Source organism: Alloyangia pacifica, from assembly GCF_900116195.1.
GTDB lineage: Bacteria > Pseudomonadota > Alphaproteobacteria > Rhodobacterales > Rhodobacteraceae > Salipiger > Salipiger pacificus.
In genome coordinates this window covers 48,970-71,719 of the sequence record NZ_FOZW01000019.1, presented here as the reverse complement: position 1 = coordinate 71,719, position 22,750 = coordinate 48,970, and the positions used below count along the sequence as shown (strand labels likewise).

The following is a 22,750-nucleotide window of genomic DNA, read 5'->3' as shown; positions in this document are numbered from 1 at the left end:
GCCACGCCGATGATCACCGACACGCCCCAGCCGCGGTGCGAGCATTCCAGCGCGTCGCGCATCACCTTGACGTTGCCGGTGGCGTCGAAGCTGTAGTCCACGCCGCCGATCTGGTCCGCGCCGCGCTTGGTGAGGTTGACGATCTCCTGCACGACGGAGCCCTCGATCTTCGAGGGGTTCACGAAGTGGGTCATGCCGAACTTCTTGGCCATCTCGGCCTTGGAGTCGTTGAGATCCACGCCGATGATCATGTCGGCCCCCGCCATGCGCAGGCCCTGGATGACGTTGAGCCCGATGCCGCCGAGGCCGAAAACCGCCGCGGTCGAGCCGATCTCCACGCCCGCCGTGTTGATCACCGCGCCGATGCCGGTGGTGACGCCGCAGCCGATGTAGCAGATCTTGTCGAAGGGCGCGTCGTCCCGCACTTTCGCCAGCGCGATCTCCGGCATCACCGTGTGGTTGGCGAAGGTCGAGCAGCCCATGTAATGGTAGATCGGCGTGCCATCGAGCATCTTGAAGCGCGTGGTGCCGTCCGGCATCAGGCCTTGGCCCTGGGTGTTGCGGATCGCGGTGCAGAGGTTGGTCTTGCCCGACAGGCAGGACGGGCACTCGCGGCATTCCGGCGTGTAGAGCGGGATGACGTGATCGCCCGGCTTCAGCGTGGTGACGCCTTCGCCCACTTCGAGCACGACGCCGGCGCCCTCATGGCCGAGGATGCAGGGAAAGAGCCCCTCGGGGTCGGCGCCGGAGCGGGTGAACTCGTCGGTGTGGCAAAGCCCGGTGGCCTTGATCTCGACCAGCACCTCGCCGGCCTTCGGCCCATCGAGTTCCACGTCCATGATCTCAAGCGGTTTACCGGCCTCGAGCGCCACGGCTGCACGGGTTCTCATGTCGTTGTTCCTTTCAAAGAATGTCCTGACAACCTCTGCGGCGACGCCCCTCGAGCAGGGGCGGTCCCAGGGCTGACAATTGTCGTGAAGGGCAAGACACCAAGGTGCCGCCGCGCCTTCCCCATGGGGAAAAAGTCCTATACCCCCAAGGCCGGTGCAATCGGGATGTTCGGACGTTTCCGGACAAGTCACCCCTGAATTGCGCCGAGCAATGCCAAGAATGGAGCCGCTGTGCCTGCCTCCTCGCCGACCGAGCCTGTCACCGCGCCGAGCGCGCTGCGCCACGTCCAGATCGTGATTTACCGGGGCTTCAAATGCATGGAGGCCGTCGGGCCGGTGAACGTCTTTACCGCCGCCAACCGATACCTCGCGGCGGCCTCGCACCCGGCGCGCTACGACGTCGAACTGATCGCCCCGACCCCGGGCCCGGTGCAGTCCGAGAGCTTCCTGACGCTGACCGCCGAGCGCGCGCTGGCGGAGGCCACGCCGCAGGACACGGTGATGATCGCCGGGGCGCTGGAGATCGAGGAGGCGCTCCGCGGCAATCCGCAGATCGTCGACTGGTGCCGCCGCCACGCGGCGCAGGCCCGCCGCTTCGCCTCGCTCTGCACCGGCACCTTCTTCCTAGCCGAGGCCGGACTCTTGGACGGACGTCGCGCCACAACGCACTGGAGCGTCGCTGCACGCCTGCAGCAGGCCTATCCCGACGTACGGGTCGAAGCCGACGCGATCTTCCTGCGCGAAGACAACCTCTACACCTCGGCCGGGGTGACCGCCGCGATCGACCTCGCGCTGGCCTTCGTCGAGCAGGACTTTGGGCGCGACCTCGCACTGTCTGTGGCGCGCGACATGGTGATCTATCTCAAACGCCCCGGCGGCCAGTCGCAGTTCAGCGCGGTGCTGACCGGGCAGGCGCAGGTCCGCTCCGGCATCGCCGACATCCGGACCTGGATCCATGCCAATCTCGAGCGCAAGCTGCAGACCGGCGATCTGGCGCAGCGCGCCGGGATGAGCGAGCGCAACTTCGTGCGCCAATTCACCCGGGATGTCGGGCAGAACCCCTCAGATTACGTGATGAACGCCCGCTGCGAGCGCGCGACGACGCTGCTGCTGGAGACGGGACTGCCGGTCAAGACCATCGCGCACCGGGTCGGCTTTTCCTCGGACGACCAGATGCGCAAGGTGTTCAACCGCAAGTTCTCGCTGACTCCGCGTGAGTACCGGGAGCGGTTCTCCACCGCCGCCTAGATCGCGGCAGCTATTGCGGGCTGACCGTGCCGTAGCGCCGCCCGTACCAGAGCAACGGCTTGCGCCGTGTGCTGCGCGCGATCTCCTGCACATGACCGACAAAGAGCATGTGACCCTCGGCCTCGAAGGCATCCGCCACGAGGCAATCCATGGAGGCGACGGCATCCAGCAGCTGCGGCTCCCCCGACGCCCAGGAAATCCAGTCTGCCTCGAAGAACCGTTCTTCGGACGGCAGCCTCCCCGCAAAGGCGTCGGCGATATCGTCCTGCCCCTCCGAGAGCATGGCATAAGAAAATCGCCCCGTCTGCCGGATCCGATCGGCGAGCTCCGAGTTGGCTGCAATCGACACGAGGATCGCAGGCGGTGCCACGCCGAGCGAGATCGCCGCCGTGACAGTCCGCCCGAGGCGCGCGTCGCCGGAGCCGCAGGTCACCACACAGACGGTCGCCGCGAGTGTCGCCATGGCGTCGCGGAACACCTGCGGATCTGCGCCGGTCCTGTCCTCCCCAGCTTCGCCGGTGCCGTATTGGCTTGTCCAAGGTTTCATTGTCCGCTCCCCGGGTTCGGCGAGAACAGCGTGGCGAGCTTGTCCGGAACGCCGTCCATCTCGGCCGCATTTTCCGGCGGCGTTCCCTGCGCGACGATCACCGGCCAGAGCTCGGCGTACTTGCGGTTGAACTCGACCCATTTGTCCATTTCCGGCTCGGTGTCCGGGCGGATCGCGTCGGCGGGGCATTCCGGCTCGCAGACGCCGCAATCGATGCATTCATCGGGGTGGATCACAAGCGTGTTCTCCCCCTCATAGAAGCAGTCCACCGGGCAGACCTCGACACAGTCCATGTATTTGCAGGCAATGCAGTTCTCGGTGACGACGTAAGTCATTCCATCTCCATCCGCCGTGGCCGAACGCCCCGCCGTGCCCCTGCACGGCGGGACAGGTCCGCGCCGATCAGGCGAGGTTGCTTTCGGCGAACTCGTAGTTCGCGAGAGTGTCGAGGAAATTGGTCACGTAGTCCGGACGGCGGTTGCGGAAGTCGACGTAGTAGCTGTGCTCCCAGACGTCGAGCCCGAGCAGCGCGGTGCCCTCGCCGGTGGCCAGCGGGTTGACGCCATTCGGAGTCTTGGTGACACCGAGGCTGCCGTCGGCCTTCTGGATCAACCAGGCCCAGCCCGAGCCGAACTGCGTGGTCGCCGCTGTCTTGAAGGCGGCCTTGAAGTCATCGACCGAGCCAAAGGACTCGACCAGCTTGGCTTCGAGCGTGCCGGGGATGCCGCCGCCGTTCGGCGAGAGCGCGTTCCAGAAGTGGATGTGGTTCCAGTGCTGGCCGGCCTGGTTGAACACGCCGGCAAGCGCGTCATCCCCATAGGACAGCGCGATGATCTCCTCGAGCGTCTTGCCCTGCAGGGCGGCGTTACCCTCGACGAAGCCGTTGAGCGCGGTGACATAGGCCTGGTGGTGCTTGTCGTGGTGCAGCTCCAGCGTTTCCTGGCTCATGCCGCGCTCGGCAAGGGCGGAATGGGAATAGCTCAGGGCGGGAAGTTCAAAGGTCATCTCGGTCTCCTTTCGAGCCAGCGCTTGCGCGATGCGGCCCGTTTGGTTAATTAAACAAGCAAATACTTTGAAAAACATCGGAGCCAATATGTCAAGTGATGACTTGGAAAAAGAAGCGTGGTCGCCGCGGGCTCCTTCCGAGCGGCTGCTGATGACGCTGAAGATGCACGGCGCGCAGACCTCGGCCGAGGTCGGCCGCAGGCAGGGCATCACCGGCGAGGCGGCGCGGCAGCAGCTGATGAAGCTGCATGAAGAGGGGTTGGTGGACGAGGAACGCCGCAGCGCTGGCCGCGGGCGACCCGCGACCTACTGGCATCTGACCGACAAGGCTCAGGCGCGCTTTCCCGACACCCACGCCGCGCTGACCGTGGACATCCTGCGCAGCATCACCGAGGTGCTGGGGTCGGACGCGCTGGACCGGATCATCGCCGAGCGCGAGGTGGCAACGCTCGCGCAGTACCGCGACGCCATGGCGGGTTGCGAGAGCACCCGCGACCGGCTGGAGCGGCTGGCCGAACTGCGCAGTGCCGAAGGCTACATGGCGCAGGTCGAGGAGGACGAGGACGGCACGCTGCGTCTCGTAGAGAACCATTGCCCGATCTGCGCCGCCGCCAGCTTCTGTCAGGGCTTTTGCCGCGCCGAGAAGGCGGTGTTCCAAAATGCCCTCGGCTCCAGCGCGACCATTGAACGAGACGAGCACATCGTCAGCGGCGGGCGGCGCTGCACCTATATCGTACGGGAGAACGGCGCATGAGCCCTTCCCTGTCGCGCGCCGGAGAGCCCACCACCGACGAGGCGATTGCCGAAGGTCTGGACGAGGCCATGGTCCGCTGCGTGGTGCACCGCTTCTACGACCAGGTCCGCGCCGACCCGCTCATCGGCCCGGTCTTCCATGCCCGCATCGCCGACGACCACTGGCCGGAACATCTGGAAAAGATCACCGCCTTCTGGAGTTCCGCCCTGCTCGGCACGCGCAGCTACAGTGGCAAGCCTATGCCCAAGCACCAGGCCATCGAAGAGCTGGAGGACGCGCACTTCCGCCGCTGGCTCGCGATCTTCCGGCACACGGTGACCGAGCTTTGCCCCGAGCGCACCGCCGCGCTCTTCATCGCCCGTTCCGAGCGCGTGGCCGAGGCGTTCAGGATGAACATTGCCATGCACCGCGGCGATATCCTCACCTTCCGCCCGCCGCTCACCCGCGAGGACTACCCCTGATCCCCCCAGCGGCGGAAACGCCAAGAGGCGGCCGAAGCCGCCTCCCGTCAACACATCACTCGCTACACACACCCGCCCTACTGCGTGGACAGAAAGTCCACGACGTTCCGGCGATCCTTCTCGTCCGGTAGGCGCAGCACCATGCGCGTGCCGGGCACCATGTCCCGCGGGTTTTCCAGGTATTGCACAAGCGTCTCGGCATCCCACACTAGGCCGCTGCCTTCCATTGCGCCCGAGTAGCGGAAGCCCTCGGCGGTTCCCGCCTCACGACCGACCACGCCCTGCAGGCTGGGTCCGACGCGATTGGAGCCGTCGAGCGTATGGCAGGCGGCGCAGCGCCGCTGGAACACGGTTTCGCCTTCAGCGACGTCCTGCGCCATCAGGGGCTCCCCGGCGAGCAGGCCGAGGAGAACGAAAGTACCAAGTTTCTTCATCATTTATCCGAAGTCGTGTTTCGACAGGGGCAGGCTGCGGATGCGCTGACCGGTGAGCGTTGCCACCGCATTGACGATGGCCGGGCCAACCGCCGGAAGACCAGGCTCACCGACGCCGCCCATAGGAGCACCACTTTCGACAATCGCGGTATGGACCTGCGGCATCTGGTCGGGGCGCAGGATCGGGTACATGTCGAAGTTGCTGGCCGTCGGCTCACCGTTCTCGTAGACCAGTTCCTCGACCAGCGTCTGCGAGGTGCCGAGAGCGACCGCAGACTGCACCTGCGCCTCCACCGTGCTGGGGTTCACCACCTGCCCCGGATCGAGCGCGACCCAGACCTGGTGCACGCGCACTTCGCCGCCATCCACCGACACCTCGGCGATCACAGCGGCCTCGGAGCCGAAGGGCGAGGCCATGGCCACACCCCGCGCGCGGGTGGTGCCGTCCTCGGCCTCGAAGGGACCGGGCGTCCAGCCCCCGGAGAGTTCGCCGACGCGTTCGAGCAGCCTGCGGTGACGCTCCGAGCCCGACAGCATCGACAGGCGCATCTCGAAGGGATCGAGGCCGCCCGCCTGCGCCAGCTCGTCGAGGAAACCTTCGTACATGAAGTCATGCATCGAGTGGCCCACGGCGCGCCAGTAGCCGATCACTGCCGGGTTGGCGTGGAAGATCTGGCCGATGTGGGTGTTGGCGATCGCATAGGATTTGCCCGAGATGCCCTCGGTCGCCGAGGGGTCCTGCCCCGGAGGCGCCTGGTACCAGCGCTGGGTCGGACCCTCGCCCACCACCTCGACCTGCAGCGCGGTCGGGCCATCCGGGCCGACGGCACCGCGGAAGCGCGCGAGGCCCAGCGGACGCGGCGCATCGCGCAGGAAGTCCTCCTCGCGGGTCCAGATCAGCTTGACCGGACGGCCCACGGCCTTGGCCAGCGCGATCGCCTGCGGGAATGGGTTGGCCGTGGCATAGAGGAAGTGCCGACCGAAGAAGCCGCCCAGCACCTGCTGGTGCAGGTTGATCTGGCTCGCCTCCAGCCCGGCCGCAGCTGCCGCCGCACCGACGAACATCTCGGGCGCCTGACAGGGCATCCACAGATCGAGGGTGCCGTCCTCGTTGAACCGCGCCGTGGCCGAGGGCGGCTCGAGTTGGCCATGCGCCACGTAGGGCGCATCGTAGGTGGCCTCGATCACCGTCTCGGCGGCCTCCAGCGTGCCTACGGCATCGCCTGCGGCTTCGACCTCGACCACCTCGCCCGTGGCGCCGGCCAGCGTGTCGCGGAAGGCGGCGGAGGAGAAGTCGGCGGGCATCGGCCATTGCGCCTCGCCCTCGGTCCAGTCGATCTCGGCGGCATCGATGGCGCGGCGGGCCTGCCAGAATTTCTCTGCAACCACCGCCACGGCCCCGTCCAGCATCTGCACGGAATGCACACCGCGCATCGCCTCGATCTCGGCTTGGTTGGTGACCGACGCGGGCGTCAGGCCAAGGCGCGGCGCGTGGCGCAGCGCGGCCAGAAGCATGCCTTCAACCTCGACGTCGATGGCGTAATTCTGCTGTCCGGTGGATTTCGCCCGCACATCCATGCGCGGCAGGGCGGTGCCAATCCAACGGAAGTCAGCCGGGTCCTTGAGCGCCGGGGCGGCGGGCACCGGCAGGTTCATGGCGGCCGCAGCCAAATCGCCATAGGCCGCACGACGGCCGGAGCCCTCATGCACCACGACGCCCGGCTCGGTGGTCAGTTCGGAGGCCTCCACACACCACTCCCGCGCCGCCGCCTCGACCAGCATCGCCCGCGCAGCGGCGCCAAGCTGGCGCATCACCGGGTAGCCGGTGCGGGTCGACATGCTGCCACCGGTCAGCCGGTAGCCGCCCATGATGCCGAAGGGGCCGCCCGCCGGGGCGATCTCGACCGAGAAGTTCTCGGGCGCGAGGTCAAGCTCTTCGCCGACGATCTGCGCCATGGCCGTGAAGATGCCCTGCCCGCCCTCGATGAACGGGCTGCGCAGCAGCGCCGTGCCATCAGAGCGCAGCTCAAGGAAAGCTTCGACGGCAGGCGCCTCGGCGGCGGCCTCCTGGCCCCGCACCGGGCGCAGCGGCAGCGCGCTGGCCAGCACGAGCGCCCCGGACCCGGCGAGGAATCCCCGCCGCGACACGTTCACCGGCGCCTGCCCGAGGCGGCGCGCGAGTTGATCAATCACACCCATGGCTCAGGCCTCCGACACGCTGCGCACGGCGGCGCGGATCTTGTTGTAGGTGCCGCAGCGGCAGAGGTTGGTCATCGCACCATCGATGTCCGCGTCCGTGGGGTTGGGAATATCGCTCAACAGCGCCGTCGCCGCCAACACCTGCCCCGACTGGCAATAGCCGCATTGCGCGACCTCGTTTTCGACCCAGGCCTCGACCACGCGGCGACCGATCTCGGTTTCCTCGACCGTCTCGATGGTTCGGATTTCGAGACCCGCGACGCTGTCCGCCGGGGTCACGCAGGAGCGCGTCGCCACACCGTCGATCAGCACGGTGCAGGCGCCGCATTGCGCGATGCCGCAACCGTATTTCGTGCCGGTCAGGCCGAGTTCCTCGCGGATCACCCACAGGAGCGGGGTATCGGGTTCCACGTCGACGTCATGCGTCGCGCCGTTGATGTTCAGCTGCATTGTCATACCTGTCGGTTCGATGGGTCTGTCGCGACGATGGCGAGGCACCGCCCGAAGAGCGGGCGCATGCGCCATGCCGAAAAGGGATCTCTGCAAGACCAAGTGTCCTACGAGGCCTGCCTCGAAGCTATGGGTCGAAACCCGATAGCGCCGATGAGCCTGCCTCATGAATGGCCGGGCTGTCAGGCGGGCAGCGCCCGACCGCCACTATCGCGGCGCGTCAGAAGCAGCATCGCCAGCACGCCCAGCAGGCTGATGACCGAGGTCGCGACCACCGCTCGATGCCAGCCCTCGAAGAAGCTCTCGCCCTGCGCCCCGGCAATCAGCACCGAGATCAGCGAGATGCCGAGCGCCGAACCGAGGTAGCGGGCGGTGTTGTTGGCAGCCGAGCCCATGGCCGTACGCTCCTGCGGCACGGTCTGCACCGCTTCATGGCCCAGCGAGGCGTTGAGGATGCCGTTGGCGACGCCCGCCACGAAAAGGCCGGGCAGCAGCACGGCCCAGGTGCTGTCCGCGCCGGCGACGAAACGGAGCGCCTGCCCGACCGCACAGCCGAGGATCGACCAGATTACCCTTGCCCGCGAGGAGAGCGCCGCCGGCAGGAAGCGCGCGCCGAGCGCGGCAAGGACGGTCACACCAGACCAGGCGAGAATGGTGACAGCGGCGGCGAGTGGGCTGAGGCCCAGCCCGCGCACCAGGACGGTCGGCACCATGGACATCAGTGCCAAGACCCCGGCTCCGGAAGCGAAGGCAGCCAGGGTCGCGCCGACAAAGGCCGGGCAGCGGAAGAGGCGCAGCTCAAGGATCGGGTTCGGGCTGCGGCGCTCCAGCCGGACGAAAAGCACGAGCAAGACCCCGGCCAGTGCGATCAGCCCGATCACCAGCAGCGAGGAGCCAACACGGACCTCGACAAGCGCAGACATGAGCGCCGCCATCCCAACCATCAAGGCGAGCGCGCCCGGCAGGTCCACCCGCAGCCCCGTGCGGGGGCTCTCCGGAAGTTGCACCGATGCCAGCGCCAGCGGCGCGGAGATCAAGGCGATGATCCAATGGATCGCGTTCCAGCCCGAGACCGAGAGAAATGCGGAGGAGAGGATCGGCCCTGTCGCCACCCCAGCCCCGAGCGCAGCCGCCCAAATCGCGGCGGCTTGCTTGCGCGCCTCGCCTTGGTAGATCTGCCCAAGAAGCCCCAGCCCGCAGGCCATGATCCCGGCACTACCGAGCCCCTGAACGATACGCATCACGATCAGCATCTGCGCGCTGCCGGCCAGCGCCGCGCCGATCGACGAGACCACATTGATCCAAAGACCCGCCACGAAGGTGCGGCGGCGGCCCAGCGTGTCACCGAAGGCACCAGCGGTGAGCAGTCCGCAGGCGGCGCCAAGCGGCATGCCGCTCATCACCCAGGCCTGCTCCGCCGCGCCGAGATCGAGCGCGGAGGTCATGGCGTCCAGCGTGGTCAGCGGCGCGGTAAAAACCACAAGTGCCAGTAGCGTCGCCAGCGCGACGAGGACCAGAGGCAGTTTCGGTGCCAAGGTCCCCGATGCGGCGCGGGGGCTCATTCCGCACCCCCTAGTGCAGCCGGGCCGCCGGTGAGCACTCGGTGGCGCATCCACACACAGCCCTTGTCGAGGGTTTCCACGGCGATCAACTCAAGGCCACGAGCCACGGTCGTGCCGCGGTGCTCGTAGATGGCGGGGATGCCGCCCTGCCCGTCCACCACCGGGTAGACGAGCGTGCTGGTCTCGTCGATCAGCCCCTCTGCCAGGAAAGCTCCATTGATTTCGCCACCGCCTTCGAGGATCAGCCGCCTTGCGCCGAAGGCAAGCGCGATCCGCGCCAGCGCATCGGCCAGCGCCCCCCCACCCGAGCCTAGGAAAACCACCGACACGCCGCGCGCGACCAGCATCTCGACATGCGCGCGGGAGGCTTGCTCGCCGAGCACCATCACCAGATGCGCGCCGTCGATGTCGCCGCTTTCGGGGCGGAGCCGACCCGTACGGTCGATGCAGATGCCGATGCCCGAGAGTGCATCGTGCTCCGGCGCGATGTGATCGTCCCGCGGGCCGATCTCCTCGAGCGGCGCCGGGTCGGCGGCCTCGAGGTAATGCGCCTCCATGGTCGTGCGTCCGACGATCCATCCATCTGCATCCAGCCGGGCCGCGGCGGCGTCATAGACCTCGAGCAGTTCTTCCTCTTCGCAAGGCCAGCGGTCGGCAAGCAGCCGACCATCGATGGAGGTGATCATGTGGCAGATGATGTGGGGGCGGGTCATGGATCGGCTCGTTCGGTTACGACTGGCGGCTTCGCGATCGCGAAGCGGGCCGCCCCTTCATATGCGGCACGGCTCGCTTCAGTGTATGCCCGGTCTCCGCCTTGCAGAGATGAGCTTGGCTCATGAATGGCGCGAGGCCCCTGCCGGTGAGGCCGGAAGCTGAAAGAGCCGGGCGCTGGAAAGCGCCCGGCCCTCAAGAACGGCGGTTTGCCGGATCAGCCGTTGTAGTCCTCGTCGGCCACCTTCTCCATCCAGGTCACCGGCGAGCCGTTGATGCTTTCCTGAATGGCGATGTGCGACATGGCATTTTCCGGCGCGGCGCCGTGCCAGTGCTTTTCCTCGGCCGGGAAGAAGACGATGTCGCCGGCAGTGACCTCCTCGACCGGCCCGCCTTCGCGCTGCACGCGACCCTTGCCGAAGGTGATGATGATGGTCTGGCCCGCCGGATGGGTGTGCCACGCGGTGCGCGCGCCGGGCTCGAAGGTGACATGCGCGCCGCTTGTGCGACCGGGCGCGTCGGCCTGGAACATCGGGTCGATGCGCACGGTGCCGGTGAAATACTCCTCGGGACCGGGGCCGGAAGGAATGGTGCCTGCGCGGGTGATTTTCATTGTCTTTCTCCTTCTGTCTCGCTGCGCGGTCAGCCGCGCAGTTTGGTGAATCTGTAGGTAAGCGCTGGCCCGCCCGGTTGGACGTAAGCCAGTTCGACTGTGGCCATGGCGAAGGGCTCGACATAACGGCCGTTGCGCAAACCGCCGGTGTCTAGCGGCTCGAAGCCGATGTCGCGGATGAGCTGGCCGGCGATTTCCTTGGCGCCCGCGTCGTCACCATAGGTGAAGACCTGCGGCGCGGGCTCCTGCCCCTTGCGGGCGAAAACCGGCGCGAAACTCTCGGAGGGCGTTGTATTGAAGCACGACACCCAGCAAGCCTTCGGGCGCATCCGGGCCAGTTCCTCGCCGCCGGAGGAGGTGGTGCCGACGACGAGGTCCCGGTTGGCTTCGTCGAGCGGCACACAGCAGTTCAGCACCACCTTTCCCGCCAGATCGCCCGCGTGCTCCAGCACGTCGCCGACCCGCGACCAATGCACCGCCAGAAGCAGCGCGTCGGCCTCGTCCACTGCGTCGGCAATGGTTCCCGATTGCCCGCCGCTCTCCCGCGCAAGGCGCTCCAGCTTCGAGGCACTGCGCGCATAGGCAAAGGTGACGTCATGGCCAGAGGCCGCCCAGAGCGCGCCGAGCTTGCCGCCCATCAGACCCGATCCGAGAATGCCGATCTTCATGCTGTTCTCCTGAATTGCGGAAGCGGAGCCGAAGCCCCGCCGCCCGAAGACTTAGTTCACTCGCGCCTCGAAGACCTGCTTGGCCACCGGCAGCGCCGAGAAGACCTTGGGCCAGCCTGCGTAGAAGGCGAGATGCGACAGCATGGCACCCGCCTCTTCCTGCGTCAGCCCGTTGTCCATCGCGCGACCCAAGTGGAAGGTCATCTGCTCGGGCTGACCGGCGGCGATCAGCGCGGCGACGGTCACCATGCTGCGATCGCGGGGCTCCAGTGCCGGACGCAGCCACAGATCGTTGAACAGCAGCTCGCGCGTGGTGTCGACGACACCCATGCTGACATTGGCGAAGTTGCCGCGCACAGTTTCTTCACGGGCGGCCTCGGCCTCCTCATTGATCGGCAGCAGCTCGGGCTCGAGCGCCGGAAGATCCTCTGCCGTGACACCGCGCGCCTCATAGACCGGCGCCATCGCCTCGGCAGCGGCGGTGGCATTGCCCCAGCCGGTGTAGAAGGCGAGATGGGTGATCGTCTCCGACAGCTCGGCCGGGGTCACGCCCGCGTCGAGCGCCAGCTCGACATAGCTGCCGAGGTTCTCTGTCTCATGGCGCGTCATCAGCGCCGCAAAGGTGACAAGCGCGCGGTCGCGCATCGAGAGCTCTTCGCCCGCCCAGACAGAGCCGAAAAGATCATTGGTCGAATAAGCCTCGAGCGCGGGCGCAACGGCGCCAACGGCGGATTGCAGGGTGCTGGACACCTCCTGCGCGGACGCGCCGGTGGTCATGAGGGCGAGGGCCGAAGCGGCAACATAGGTCTTCATGGGAGCTCCTGTCGGGCTGGTTCCGGTTACCCCCTTGATGTGGGCGGACCCTGCGGAACCTTAATGCCCGATTGCGCCAACCCACTCATGACAGCGCCTCATGAATACCTCAGCCCCGCTCTCGCAAAGCCTCCAGCACCACCTCGAAGGCCGAAGACGGACGCTGCCTGCTCGGGTAGTAGAGGTGGAACCCCGGGAAGTAAGGGCAATAGTCATCAAGGCAGGTCTGCAGAGCCCCGGAGGCCAGGTGTTCCGCCGCAAGCCGTTCGGGGATCAGCGCGAGCCCGTGGCCGTCTACCGCCGCGCGCATCACCGGGTTGATCGTGTTGAAACAGGTCTGTCCCGAAACCTTCACGCGGATCTCGTTCCCGTCCTTGTCCTCGAATTCCCAAGCATAGAGCGCGCCATGGGTCGACAGCCGCAAATTGATGCAGCGATGCTCAGTCAGGTCCTGCGGCACCTGCGGGGTGCCCGCCGCCTCGAAATACTCGGGGGCACCGACGCAGATCATCCGCTCTTCCGGACCGATGCGCATCGAGATCATCCCATCGCTCACCTGTTCGCCGTAGCGCACCCCGGCATCGCATTGCGAACTCGCCAGATCAGTATAGCCGTAGTCCATGACGAACTCGACGTTCACCGCAGGGTATTGCTTCAGCACTGGCGAGAGCTTGGGCCAGAGAATGCTGTCGATCGCGTATTCCACCGCGACGATCCGCACCGTGCCGGTGGGCTGATCGCGCGCGTCATTCAGCGCCTTGAGCCGCGCCTCGATCATCTCGAAACAGGGATTGAGCGTCGCCAGAAGATCCTCGCCCTCCAGCGTCGGCGCCACAGAGCGCGTGGTCCGGGTCAGCAGGCGCAGACCGAGCCGCTGCTCGAGCCCCTTGATCGTATGGCTCAGGGCCGACTGCGAGACGTTGAGCCGGGCCGCCGCGCGGGTGAAGCTCCGCTCCTCGGCAACCGCCGCCAAGGCGATGAGATCGTTTATGTTTTCACGAAGCATGAGGGAGGCCTTGATCTGGTGGTCGAGGATCATGACAGGTCTCCCTCACGATATATGTGCGTGGCTCATGACGTCCACTGATTATCCCGTATCGGGAAGCCCGGATCATTCGATCATCGGACGCACCGTCTCGGCGGGGCGAGCGATTGGTGGTGATCGCGTAGACGTGGTCTTCGGTCACCAGCACGTCGCGCACCCGATCTCCGAGGCTCAGGGCTTCGGACACCGCACCATCGGTGCCGACCGAGAGAACGGAACCCGACCGCAGGCTGGCGAGCAGCAGGCGCTCGCCCTCCCAGGCAAGGCCCGACGGCGCCCAGGTGCCGCGCCCGGAATGGGCCAGCGGCGCCTGCATCCCGTCCTGCGTCTCATGCCAGGCATCGTTGCCTAGCTCGATCTCGATGACGCGGTTACTTCGGTCCTCCGGCGTGCCCATGTGCTGGTAGACCACCGCGCGGCGGCTCTGCGCAAAGTCGGGCCGCAGCGCGAGGCCAAGCAGCCCGCCACCCCCGTCATTCAGGATCGGTGCGCTGGTCTCGACCGGCAGCCGGGCGAAGTTCTCGCCGTCGAAGATGCCGATGGTCCCGCCCTTCTCGGTTAGGTAGATCACCTCGCCCTGCGCCTCGATGTCCCAAGGGTAGTCGAGCCCCTCAAGCACCGTTTCCTGCGCCTGTGCAGCCAGCGGGAGAAGCGCGGCCATGAGCAGGCCGCGCCAGATTGCAGCCTTAGCTGCCATATTCTTCGTCCGTCACCAGCGCGCCCCAGGTCACTGCCGAGCCATCTTCGGCGGCCTGGATCGCATAGTGGGTGACCGAGGTGCTGTCGGTCGCGCCATGCCAATGGTTCACGCCCGCCGGAGCGAAGACCACGTCGCCGGTACGCATGATCTGCTTTTCCTGACCCTCTTCCTGGTACCAACCGGTGCCCTGCGAAACCACAAGGTACTGACCGATCGGGTGCGTGTGCCAAGCCGAGCGCGCCCCCGGCATGAAGGTCACCTCGCCGGCGCTGACATCGTTCATGTTCGGCCCGAAGACCGGCGCGACGAACACGGTGCCGGTGAAGGTGTCTTCGCTGCCGATCTGGCCGCCACGATCCAGCGTCGTTGTCTGCGTCATCTCCTGCGCGAAGGCAGCGGGAGCCGCGGCCAGCGTCAGGGCGAGTGCTGCAAGGGTTGTTTTCATCAGGTCGTCTCCATTGTGCATGAGGCGGCCATAGGGCCTGCAGCAGGGGTCATTCCCTGCCTGCCCAAATGAGATGGCGATGCCGTATTGGCGGATAATGCCAGCGGTTCGGGACACGCTCATGAGGGGACCTCATGAAAGCCCAGCGTCACCACCCCGACTCCTCCCTGAGCCCGGAGACGGAGTACCCTTTGCGCGCTTCCGGTTTCATGAGCGTCATTCATGGCTGCATGCACTGAGCGCCCGATTATCCTACGTAGCGGATAGATTAGATGATGCGCTGTCCGATGCCCTCTCGCCTCGGTCTTCGATGACCCAAATGGAAAGGATCAGCCATGACCAAGGTACATGTGACTGTCGGAGAGGCGGTTCTTTCCGCCACGCTCGATGACACGCCCGCCGGGCGTGACTTCGCAGCGCTTCTGCCGCTGGAGCTGACCCTCAGCGACTATCACGGCATCGAAAAGGTCGCCGACCTGCCTCGCAAGCTCGACACCACCGATGCCCCGGCGCGCTACGCGGCGAAGGCCGGGGACATCGCGCTGTATGCGCCATGGGGCAACCTCGCGATCTTCTACAAGCCGTTTCAGGCCGCGCCGGGCCTCGTCCGCCTCGGTGCCTTTGACGGCGATTTCGAGCCGTTGCTCCGGCACGGCAGCTTCAAGGTGAGCCTGGCGCGCGCCGACTGACCCGGCCCGCAGCAAATTCACCCGTGGCGCCGCAAGAGGCCAAAAGGCCCGTCCCGGCGCTCCGCATTCCCTGGAGTCAGGTTGCATTGGATCCTAGGGCCCTGCGTGTTTCGCGGCTCCAACAACGGAGCGGTGACATGAACGACGTCTTTTGGCCGACCCACGCGCAGATGGCACGGCTGGAGCCTTACTTCTCCAAGTCGCACGGCAATCCCCGGGTTGACGACAAGAGGGTGCTGCGCGGGACTATCTTTATCAACCACAATGGCTTGCGCTGGCGTGACTCTCCCGCTGCTTATGGTCCTCACGAAACGCTTTGCAGGCGATGGAAGCGTTGGAGCGAAAAGGGCATCTTCGCGCGGATGATGGCCGGGCTGATGGCGGCGCTTGGCGCAGTACCAAGGGCCGCCATCCGACCACTCACCATGCACCGGCGCGGCGGTTTGCCGGCAGCCACATTGGATCGTCCGCTTCGATGCCGAACGCTTCATAGAAGGCATTCACATGCTGCAACAAGGCCGTCGAGCGATTGCAATTCGGCGCATGCCCATCGTTCGCAATGAGCGTCTGAAGGTACTGTTCTGTCGCCCACATCGTGGGGAACTGCGACCAGGCAGTGAAGCAGCGCTCGGCGGGGCTGAGGCGATCCAGCCCGACATTCTCCTCGGGTTGCTCGCCGAGTTGGTCCATGAGCGCCTCCTAGGCGAGGCTGGTGCCGCCGACAGCGGCCAAGTTCTCGCCGGCGCTGAGCGCGCGATTGATGAACAGCCCCGGAAGCACCTCATAGGCATCTCAGGGCCGGTCACCGCGCCGATGCAGCAGAACTTCAGTGGTGCGTCCATATCTGCCGAGGCCTCAGACCGGCTAGCGCAGGGCTCAGGCCACGAGGGCCCGGCGCTTGGCCAGGGCAAAGGCCCCGCTGAAGGCCGCCGACAGATCACCCGGGAACATCTCGAAGCCATGGATGGCACCGGGATAACATGTGCCTCGACTGGCACGCCGGCGCGGGACAGGCGCTGCGCGTAAGTCTGGCTTTCCTCCAGGAAAAGGTCCAGTGATCCGATGGCGATGAAGGTCGCGGGCAGGCCCTCGAGCGTCTCCGCCTCTGCGGGCGAGAAGTGGCCAAGTCGCTCAGCCGGGATCTCGGACGTGCCACGCATGGCCGACAAGCCGAAGAGGTTGGATTCGCGCACCCAGCCGAAGGTACCTGTGGTCGAGTTGTCGACCGGCGCCGCCTCCATTGCGGTGCGGGCGTCGAGCATCGGGTAAAGAAGGAACTGCGCCTTGACGGATGGGCCGTTCAGGTCGCGCGCCATTTGGGCGGTTGCCGCAGCAAGGCCTCCGCCTGCGCTCTGGCCGGAGATCGCGATACGTGCGGCGTCGATTCCGAGCATCCCCGCCTCAGCGGCCATCCATGTGAGTGCCGCGTGGCAATCCTCGACCGGGCCGGGGAACGGGGTCTCGGGCGCGAGGCGGTATTGAACGGACACGACGACCGCGCCCTGCTCTTCGGCCAGTTTCGCGCTGGCCGCCGCCATCATGTCGGGTGTGCCTGCAACGAAGCCGCCGCCGTGGCCGTAGAGGATCGCCGGAACCGCGCCTGCCGCCGATGCGGGGCGGTGAATCAGAACCCGCACGTCCGGCGCGCCGTCCACGCCGGCACATGGCGCGCTTCGAACGGGGCGTCGCTGGGGGGATAGAGGCCGGGCACCGCCTCGCGCAGCGCGGGCAGCAACTCGACCGTGGGCAGCAACGGCGGAAACTCTGCAACGATGTCGCGGACGTCGGGAGCGACAAGGTGAAGGTAGTCCATGTTCAGGCAAGCTCCTCGGGCGTGCAATCGGTGGAAAGGGCGATCTCGCGCTGCGCGTCGAGCGCGATGATGCGCGCCATGAGGGCCTCGCGGATCGCGGTGTGGGAGGTCGCGCCAAGGGCAAGGCGCAGCGGCATCTCGGGGGCGTCGGCGGTGGCGATCATCGCGTCGACCATGCGGACCGGATCGCCGGTGATGACCCAGTCGCCGCCCAATGCGGCATCGCGGGTGTCGTGGGTAGGCGTGCCGTCATAGGCCTCGATCGGCTCGGGCTGTACGACGCCGCCGACGAAGTTGGTACGGGCCGGACCCGGCTCCACCATCGTGAAGGAGATCCCGAAGGGGGCCATTTCCTTAGACAGCGCCTCGACGAAGCCCTCGATGCCCCACTTGGTCGCGTGGTAGCGGCTGAAGCCGGGATAGGCGATCTGGCCGCCCTCGCCGGAGACCTGCAGCACGCGGCCGCCGCCCTGTGCGCGCAGATGTGGCAGGACCGTCCGGATCAATGCGCACCGCTCTGCGGCGCGGATCCTCGTCACCCAGCTGGTGCCGCGGGTGCTTGCCCGGCAGGGCAGTGAGGGCGTCGTCGATGTGACGGGGCGTGTGGTACTCGATGATCAGGGTCTGATGGTCGAGGCGGCCCTGGCCGGGGCCGGGATCGCCTATGTCATCGACACGGACGCCAGCCGGCAGCTTGCCTCCGGCAGGCTGCGCACGGTGCTGGAGGATTGGTGCCCTTCGAGTGACGGGTTGAAGCTCTACTACTCGGGGCACCGCCGCGTACCGCCCGCGCTTCGTGCTGTGCTCGATGTCGCGCGGCAACTGGCGTTTGATGATGTCGAAGGGCTGTGATCGCGTGGAGTCGCAGAACCGCGGAGCGTTCCGGACGTTGAGAAGGCAGGGCAACTTGTGCCCTGCCTTCGCCGCCGCTCAGGCGCCGAAGCCGCCGTCGATCGTGTGCATCGCACCGGTGACGAAGCTTGCCTCCGGCCCGGCGAGCCACGAGACCATGCCCGCGACCTCTTCCGAGGTTCCGTGACGCTTGATAGCCATGAAGCCGTGCATCAGCTCCTTCATCGGGCCGTCGGCCGGGTTGGCATCGGTGTCGATGGGGCCGGGCTGCACGATGTTGATGGTGATGCCGCGTGGCCCGAAGTCGCGCGCCAGACCGCGCGCCATGCCCTGCAGGGCGGACTTGCTGAGCGCATATGAGGCCATGCCGGGGTTCGGCATCCGGTCGCCGTTGACCGATCCGATCACGATGATACGCCCGCCTTCGGGCATCTGTCGCGCGGCCTCGACGGAGGCGTGATAGGGCGCGTGGATATTGATGGCGAACAAGCGGTCAATCGCATCGGGGTCCTGCTCCAGTGCATCGCCGAAGACGGCAATGCCGGAGTTGACCACCAGCACATCCAGCGGCCCGCTGTCCTTTACCCGCTCGATCACGGCATCGCGGTCGGCGCTGTCGGTTATCACGGCGGTGGCACCGGTCTCGGCTGCAAGCGCCTCGGCGGCGGCCTGCGACCCGGCGTAGGTGAAGGTGACGTTTGCCCCCTCGGAAGCGAAGCGGCGGACGATGCCGGCGCCGATGCCGCGGCTGCCGCCGAGGACGAGAACGGATTTTCCAGTGAAGTCGGGCACGGTGGCCTCCTTGATATGTTTTGTAACGGAAGCTACATAAATATCCGAGCGCGGCGATCAAGGGGATAATGTAGTGACTGATACAAAAAAGGGACGCACACCCGGGCGGCCCCGAAATTTCGATGCGGACCAGGCCGTGGCCAAGGCTCAGGGCATGTTCCACGCCCGCGGGTACGATGCGGTGAGCGTCGCCGATCTGACCGCGGCCCTCGGGATCAAGCCGCCCAGCTTCTACGCAGCCTTTGGCAGCAAGGCCGGGCTCTACAGCCGGGTGCTGGAGCGCTACTCGGAGAGCGGAGCCATACCGTTTGCGGCCCTCCTGCGCGCGGATCGTCCGGTTGCCGTCTGCCTGGCGGAGGTGCTCGAAGAAGCGGCCCGCCGCTATGGTGCATCTGCCGATGCACCGGGGTGTCTGGTGGTTGAGGGAACGCGCAGCAACGATCCAGACGCGCAGGCAGCGGCCTGCGTTCACCACGATGCGGCAGAAGCACTGATCCACGACTATATCGCGGCCCGCTTTCCCGAAGGGGCGGACCGCATCACGGATTTCATGGACACGGTGATGGCCGGCCTCTCGGCCATGGCGCGCAGGGGGCACGGGACCGAGCGGCTTATGGCTTCGGCCAAGATGGCCGGTCGGGCGCTGATGCGGGAGTTCTCAGAGGATCATGCCTGACAAGGCTTGGATCAGGGGCGGATGAAGATTGCCACCTGCTGCTGACAATGCCGCGCAACCGGACGGCATGCCGGCGCTCTTGACCTCGGCTCGGGAATCTCTGTAACGAAAGGTACAGACTTTACTCATCGTTACGGAAATCGACATGCACCGCTATTTCACGCGCAGTCTGCCCGCGCCGGACATGAAGCTCATCCTTCTGGCTGGCCTGGGTGGCGTCCTTGCCATCGCCGCCCTGCGCCTCATGTCCGACAGCGCCCATATGCCGCTGATCATGGCGCCCTTCGGTGCCAGCTGCGTCCTCCTCTTCGCCGTGCCGGGAAGCCCGTTGTCCCAGCCCGCGAACGTGGTCGGAGGCCATGTCGTCACGACCCTCGTCGGGCTTATCATGCGCCTCTGGCTCCCCGATGACTGGTGGGCATTGGCTTTCGCGGTCGGGCTTGCCATCGCGGTCATGGTCGCCCTGAGGGTCACGCACCCGCCGGCGGGCGCCAACCCTCTCGTGGTCTTCGCGACGGATCCCGGCTTCGGCTTCCTCGTTCTGCCGGTGCTCGCCGGGTCGCTGTTTCTCGTGGCGCTTGCGGTGACCTTCCATCGCCTGACCGGGCAGGCCTACCCGCAGGGAAGAAGCTGATGGCCCGTATCGTGGCGGAGAAGGCCGACGTGGTGCCTGTCCTGGCCGAGATTTTCCGGCAGCACGGGTACGAAGGGACAAGCATCGGCATCATTTCCGAGCGCAGCGGCCTCGGACGCGGAAGCCTCTATCATTTCTTCCCCGGCGGCAAAGCGGACATGGCGGCGGCGGTCCTGGATCACGTTTCGGACTGGTTCGAGGTGAACGTCTTCCGCCCGCTGGAGGTTCTTCCTCCGGAGGCGGCCATCAACACCATGCTGGATGCGGTGCTGACCTATTTCGAAGGCGGACAGAGGGTCTGTATCGTGGGGGCGTTCGCGCTGGATCAGACTCGCGACCGTTTTGCCGGTGCAGTTGGCAGCTACTTTGCCCGCTGGGTCGCCGTGCTCGCGGCCTGCCTGCGCCGCATGGAGCCCTCGGCTGGCACTTGCCAGGAGCAGGCACACCGGATGATCGCGACCATTCAAGGAGGCATCGTTCTGGCCCGGGCGACCGGTGATGCCGAGACTTTCCGTACACTCATCAACGAACTGCGACCCAACGAAGGTCGCACAAACCATGGGGCCTTCAAAGCGCATGACTGATAAAGTTGCTAGCAAGGTGTTCTAATTTCCGGAACCACCTCGGTCCCTTTCAGTCTCAATCGCCCAATCGGCCACGGAGGATCTTGTCGATTTCATAGCTGCGCATCCGGCGGCTTGACGCGAAGATGATGATCTCGCCAATAAGGCCCAGAGCCATGATCTGGATACCCAGCACCATGATCATCACCGAAAACACCAGCGCAGGTCGGTCAGCCAGCGCGGTGCCGAAGGCCAGCCGGGAAACCACGAGCCACGCGGTGAAAAAAAAGCCCAGCGTCATCAGCGGCAGGCCGATCGCCCCGAAAAACCGTAGAGGGCGTTTCAGGAATTTTAGTGCGACGTAGAGCGAGGCCATGTCAAAGAATGCATTGATATGGGAGCCTGCATTCAACCTATGGAGTTCCGGCGTGACCGCATTCTCAGCCGAGGCGACCGGCACAGGCTCCACATTGTAACCCTCCGAAGCAGCAACCAGGGGCAGGAAATGCTGGCGGACGCCAAGTTCCGCCACTTTCTGGAAGGTTTCGGTGCGGCCTGCTCGGCTACGGCAGAAGATGTCCTTGAGAGATTGGCCGAAGAGCAACTTCAGCACGCCATGGGCCAGCGCGATCCTCGGACGATTCAGTGCGGACAAACCGAGGTCGGTCCGGCAGCCGGTCGCCATGTCTACGTCTTCGCGCGAGGCGGCTTCAAGAAGCTTGGGGATCTCACTCGGTGCGATTTCCTGCCATCCAGGCAGCGTCAGCACAATCCGTCCCGTTGCCCGGCGAATACCCTGGATGAGCGCAGCATCGAGCCCACGCCACGGCCGAGGCGAGACAAAGCTGACCTGGGTCCTGCCCTCCAACTCGGCAATCGCGCGTCGCATGCCAGGCTCTTTGTCGTCGCAGATTACGGTGGCATCGAAGCTTTTGCCAGTGGACTCCAGCGCCGCACAATAACTGTCAATCAAAGCCACCAGGCCCTGTCCATCGCCATCGGCGGCAATGATCACCGAAACCTCGGGCTCGCCAACGGAGGCTTCGTCAAACGTTTTATGAAGAGTCATGAAATCACCTGTGATCAAAATAGCGCCTAGCCTTCATCGAGCCACGTCGGCCGCATATGGGGGGTACGTTCAAACACCACTGCGGCCACAGTGCCCAGCAGGATCAGGAACACCGAGAGCGATCCGAAAAGCATCGTGACCGCGGTCAGGATCATCACGCTGCCACTGCCCGACGCACCCGAACCGAAGACGACCTGCCAGCCGGCGAGCAGCGCGCAGAAGGCAGACAGAAGGGCGAGGCCAACGAAGCGCGAAAGCGGTTTTTGGGCAAACAGAAGGATCATCTTGATCGCAATCAGGTCCAGAAGCACTTTGTAGATCCGTGAAAGACCGTATTTTGACTCGCCGAATTGGCGAGCATGGTGCCTTACGCCTACCTGCGCCACACGCGTACCGAGCGGCGAGGCCATGGCCGGAATGAAACGGTGCATGTCGGAATAGAGCGGGACCTTCTTGATAACTTCGGCGCGATAAACCTTGAGCGAGCACCCATTGTCGCGGATCGGCAGCCCCGTGACCTTGCCAATCAACCGGTTCGCGACCATGGAGGGCAGCTTCCTGGACAGCCACTTGTCCTGTCGCTTGATCCGCCAGCCCACGACAAGATCGTACCCCTCCTCAATCTTCTCCAGCATCATCGGAATATCGCCCGGATCGTTCTGCAGATCGCCATCCAGGGTGACCAGCAAGCGCCCGCGTGCAAACTCGATGCCCGCGGTCATCGCCGCGGTCTGCCCTGCGTTGCGGCGGAATTTGAGAACCACGACCCTCGGATCCCTCTCGGCCATTTTCGCAAGGCGGGGGAAGCTTTGATCCGTTGATCCATCATCGACGAAGATCAACTCGAAGTTGCGCCCGAGAGGTTCGAGCGCCTCGAAGACGCGATCCCTCATAAAGGATACGCTCTCTTCTTCATTCATGATGGGGACGATGACAGAGATATCTATGCTCTTCATGAAGCTCATCGCAAATATCGTTCGGAAGAAAATGCAAGAAAATAAAAATCCATAATCATGGTACGACGAACTTGGGAGCGCTCAAAGAAACTTTCCGGCCAAATTTTGAACCATCCGGAGATGAAGCCTAGGTTAAATGACGCCAAATCAAAATCTTATCT

General features: G+C 65.6%; 29 protein-coding genes and 2 pseudogenes. 9 read left to right on the top strand and 22 right to left on the bottom strand.

All coding sequences use genetic code 11. The features are described from left to right. Positions 1 to 890, bottom strand: an 890-nt coding sequence (locus tag BM397_RS26675) for an alcohol dehydrogenase catalytic domain-containing protein (RefSeq protein ID WP_092567432.1), incomplete at its 3' end; no start/stop codon positions are given. 231 nt (positions 891 to 1,121) lie between these two features. Here BM397_RS26675 and BM397_RS26670 point away from each other — a divergent pair. Next, the gene (locus tag BM397_RS26670) at positions 1,122 to 2,138 is read left to right on the top strand and encodes a GlxA family transcriptional regulator (RefSeq protein ID WP_245696239.1); all 1,017 of its coding nucleotides are present in this window, start codon (positions 1,122 to 1,124) and stop codon (positions 2,136 to 2,138) included. Between the two features lie 10 nt (positions 2,139 to 2,148). On the opposite strand, the gene BM397_RS26665 is transcribed toward BM397_RS26670, so the two are convergent. From BM397_RS26665 to BM397_RS26655, 3 genes are all read right to left on the bottom strand, one after another. Continuing rightward, positions 2,149 to 2,685, bottom strand: coding sequence for a flavin reductase family protein (locus BM397_RS26665; RefSeq protein ID WP_092430588.1), 537 nt, complete (start codon positions 2,683 to 2,685; stop codon positions 2,149 to 2,151). Then, entirely contained in the window at positions 2,682 to 3,020 is a 339-nt protein-coding gene (gene fdxA, locus BM397_RS26660; protein ID WP_092430586.1) for a ferredoxin FdxA, read from the bottom strand. Before fdxA ends, BM397_RS26665 begins: the two co-directional genes overlap by 4 nt. Before the next feature lie 67 nt (positions 3,021 to 3,087). Beyond that, positions 3,088 to 3,690, bottom strand: a complete 603-nt coding sequence (locus BM397_RS26655; RefSeq protein ID WP_092430584.1) for a superoxide dismutase — start codon at positions 3,688 to 3,690, stop codon at positions 3,088 to 3,090. A 103-nt stretch (positions 3,691 to 3,793) separates the two neighbouring features. Between BM397_RS26655 and BM397_RS26650 the strand changes: the two genes are divergently transcribed. Together BM397_RS26650 and BM397_RS26645 are read left to right on the top strand one after the other, a co-directional pair. Beyond that, positions 3,794 to 4,444, top strand: coding sequence for a helix-turn-helix transcriptional regulator (locus BM397_RS26650; protein WP_245696238.1), 651 nt, complete (start codon positions 3,794 to 3,796; stop codon positions 4,442 to 4,444). Next, complete coding sequence (locus BM397_RS26645; protein ID WP_092430580.1) at positions 4,441 to 4,905, top strand: group III truncated hemoglobin; 465 nt, start codon at positions 4,441 to 4,443, stop codon at positions 4,903 to 4,905. The genes BM397_RS26650 and BM397_RS26645 overlap by 4 nt, the downstream gene beginning before the upstream one ends. Before the next feature lie 77 nt (positions 4,906 to 4,982). Here the strand turns inward: BM397_RS26645 and BM397_RS26640 are convergent, their stop codons facing one another. The 11 genes from BM397_RS26640 to BM397_RS26590 form a co-directional block, all read right to left on the bottom strand. Further along, positions 4,983 to 5,342, bottom strand: a complete 360-nt coding sequence (locus BM397_RS26640) for a c-type cytochrome (RefSeq protein ID WP_092430578.1) — start codon at positions 5,340 to 5,342, stop codon at positions 4,983 to 4,985. Continuing rightward, positions 5,343 to 7,538, bottom strand: a complete 2,196-nt coding sequence (locus BM397_RS26635; RefSeq protein ID WP_092430576.1) for a xanthine dehydrogenase family protein molybdopterin-binding subunit — start codon at positions 7,536 to 7,538, stop codon at positions 5,343 to 5,345. 3 nt (positions 7,539 to 7,541) lie between these two features. Then, on the bottom strand, positions 7,542 to 7,988 hold the full coding sequence (locus BM397_RS26630; protein ID WP_092430598.1) for a (2Fe-2S)-binding protein: 447 nt from the start codon (positions 7,986 to 7,988) through the stop codon (positions 7,542 to 7,544). Positions 7,989 to 8,170: 182 nt separating this feature from the next. Then, positions 8,171 to 9,550 carry an MFS transporter gene (locus BM397_RS26625; RefSeq protein ID WP_092430574.1) on the bottom strand — a complete coding sequence of 460 codons (1,380 nt, stop codon included), beginning with the start codon at positions 9,548 to 9,550 and terminating at the stop codon, positions 8,171 to 8,173. Next, positions 9,547 to 10,263, bottom strand: coding sequence for a dihydrofolate reductase family protein (locus BM397_RS26620; protein ID WP_092430572.1), 717 nt, complete (start codon positions 10,261 to 10,263; stop codon positions 9,547 to 9,549). The genes BM397_RS26625 and BM397_RS26620 overlap by 4 nt, the downstream gene beginning before the upstream one ends. A 215-nt stretch (positions 10,264 to 10,478) precedes the next feature. Continuing rightward, on the bottom strand, positions 10,479 to 10,874 hold the full coding sequence (locus tag BM397_RS26615) for a (R)-mandelonitrile lyase (protein WP_092430570.1): 396 nt from the start codon (positions 10,872 to 10,874) through the stop codon (positions 10,479 to 10,481). 29 nt (positions 10,875 to 10,903) lie between these two features. Next, positions 10,904 to 11,542 carry an NADPH-dependent F420 reductase gene (locus tag BM397_RS26610; protein WP_092430568.1) on the bottom strand — a complete coding sequence of 213 codons (639 nt, stop codon included), beginning with the start codon at positions 11,540 to 11,542 and terminating at the stop codon, positions 10,904 to 10,906. A 51-nt stretch (positions 11,543 to 11,593) separates the two neighbouring features. Further along, complete coding sequence (locus BM397_RS26605; protein ID WP_092430566.1) at positions 11,594 to 12,355, bottom strand: carboxymuconolactone decarboxylase family protein; 762 nt, start codon at positions 12,353 to 12,355, stop codon at positions 11,594 to 11,596. Positions 12,356 to 12,464: 109 nt separating this feature from the next. Further along, positions 12,465 to 13,394, bottom strand: coding sequence for a LysR family transcriptional regulator (locus tag BM397_RS26600; protein ID WP_342707647.1), 930 nt, complete (start codon positions 13,392 to 13,394; stop codon positions 12,465 to 12,467). Next, a complete protein-coding gene (locus tag BM397_RS26595; protein ID WP_092430564.1) occupies positions 13,351 to 14,097 on the bottom strand; it encodes a PQQ-dependent sugar dehydrogenase in 747 nt (248 codons plus the stop codon). The genes BM397_RS26600 and BM397_RS26595 overlap by 44 nt, the downstream gene beginning before the upstream one ends. After that, on the bottom strand, positions 14,087 to 14,545 hold the full coding sequence (locus BM397_RS26590; RefSeq protein ID WP_092430562.1) for a (R)-mandelonitrile lyase: 459 nt from the start codon (positions 14,543 to 14,545) through the stop codon (positions 14,087 to 14,089). Before BM397_RS26590 ends, BM397_RS26595 begins: the two co-directional genes overlap by 11 nt. 335 nt (positions 14,546 to 14,880) lie before the next feature. Here BM397_RS26590 and BM397_RS26585 point away from each other — a divergent pair, with 335 nt between their 5' ends. Both BM397_RS26585 and BM397_RS26580 read left to right on the top strand, forming a co-directional pair. Continuing rightward, positions 14,881 to 15,234 carry a cyclophilin-like fold protein gene (locus BM397_RS26585; protein ID WP_092430560.1) on the top strand — a complete coding sequence of 118 codons (354 nt, stop codon included), beginning with the start codon at positions 14,881 to 14,883 and terminating at the stop codon, positions 15,232 to 15,234. Positions 15,235 to 15,371: 137 nt separating this feature from the next. After that, positions 15,372 to 15,626: pseudogene (locus BM397_RS26580) on the top strand (transposase); the annotation flags it as partial. 28 nt (positions 15,627 to 15,654) lie between these two features. On the opposite strand, the gene BM397_RS29835 reads toward BM397_RS26580, so the two are convergent. From BM397_RS29835 to BM397_RS26560, 4 genes and pseudogenes are all read right to left on the bottom strand, one after another. Then, on the bottom strand, positions 15,655 to 15,924 hold the full coding sequence (locus BM397_RS29835; RefSeq protein WP_092430594.1) for a M13-type metalloendopeptidase: 270 nt from the start codon (positions 15,922 to 15,924) through the stop codon (positions 15,655 to 15,657). A gap of 296 nt (positions 15,925 to 16,220) precedes the next feature. Further along, positions 16,221 to 16,871 (bottom strand): annotated as a pseudogene (locus tag BM397_RS30020) (alpha/beta hydrolase); the annotation flags it as partial. Further along, the gene (locus tag BM397_RS29445; RefSeq protein WP_092430556.1) at positions 16,859 to 17,047 is read right to left on the bottom strand and encodes a hypothetical protein; all 189 of its coding nucleotides are present in this window, start codon (positions 17,045 to 17,047) and stop codon (positions 16,859 to 16,861) included. The gene BM397_RS29445 and the pseudogene BM397_RS30020, both read right to left, overlap by 13 nt. 2 nt (positions 17,048 to 17,049) lie before the next feature. Next, positions 17,050 to 17,553: an SDR family NAD(P)-dependent oxidoreductase gene (locus tag BM397_RS26560; protein WP_176806928.1), complete on the bottom strand. Its 504-nt coding sequence runs from the start codon at positions 17,551 to 17,553 to the stop codon at positions 17,050 to 17,052. Positions 17,554 to 17,593: 40 nt separating this feature from the next. On the opposite strand from BM397_RS26560, the gene BM397_RS29555 reads away from it, so the two are divergent. Further along, on the top strand, positions 17,594 to 17,899 hold the full coding sequence (locus BM397_RS29555; RefSeq protein ID WP_342707646.1) for a LysR substrate-binding domain-containing protein: 306 nt from the start codon (positions 17,594 to 17,596) through the stop codon (positions 17,897 to 17,899). A 78-nt stretch (positions 17,900 to 17,977) separates the two neighbouring features. Here the strand turns inward: BM397_RS29555 and bdcA are convergent, their stop codons facing one another. Beyond that, entirely contained in the window at positions 17,978 to 18,691 is a 714-nt protein-coding gene (gene bdcA, locus BM397_RS26550) for an SDR family oxidoreductase (RefSeq protein WP_092430550.1), read from the bottom strand. Positions 18,692 to 18,764: 73 nt separating this feature from the next. On the opposite strand from bdcA, the gene BM397_RS26545 reads away from it, so the two are divergent. The 3 genes from BM397_RS26545 (at position 18,765) to BM397_RS26535 (ending at position 20,585) form a co-directional block, all read left to right on the top strand. Continuing rightward, the gene (locus BM397_RS26545; RefSeq protein WP_245696237.1) at positions 18,765 to 19,367 is read left to right on the top strand and encodes a TetR/AcrR family transcriptional regulator; all 603 of its coding nucleotides are present in this window, start codon (positions 18,765 to 18,767) and stop codon (positions 19,365 to 19,367) included. Between the two features lie 145 nt (positions 19,368 to 19,512). Beyond that, on the top strand, positions 19,513 to 20,001 hold the full coding sequence (locus tag BM397_RS26540) for an HPP family protein (protein ID WP_092430548.1): 489 nt from the start codon (positions 19,513 to 19,515) through the stop codon (positions 19,999 to 20,001). After that, positions 20,001 to 20,585, top strand: coding sequence for a TetR/AcrR family transcriptional regulator (locus BM397_RS26535; RefSeq protein WP_092430546.1), 585 nt, complete (start codon positions 20,001 to 20,003; stop codon positions 20,583 to 20,585). The genes BM397_RS26540 and BM397_RS26535 overlap by 1 nt, the downstream gene beginning before the upstream one ends. 55 nt (positions 20,586 to 20,640) lie before the next feature. On the opposite strand, the gene BM397_RS26530 is transcribed toward BM397_RS26535, so the two are convergent. Both BM397_RS26530 and BM397_RS26525 read right to left on the bottom strand, forming a co-directional pair. After that, positions 20,641 to 21,633 (bottom strand): glycosyltransferase, encoded by a 993-nt coding sequence (locus tag BM397_RS26530; RefSeq protein WP_092430544.1) that lies wholly within the window; start codon positions 21,631 to 21,633, stop codon positions 20,641 to 20,643. A 26-nt stretch (positions 21,634 to 21,659) separates the two neighbouring features. After that, positions 21,660 to 22,598: a glycosyltransferase family 2 protein gene (locus BM397_RS26525; protein ID WP_092430542.1), complete on the bottom strand. Its 939-nt coding sequence runs from the start codon at positions 22,596 to 22,598 to the stop codon at positions 21,660 to 21,662. Between the last annotated feature and the right edge of the window lie 152 nt (positions 22,599 to 22,750).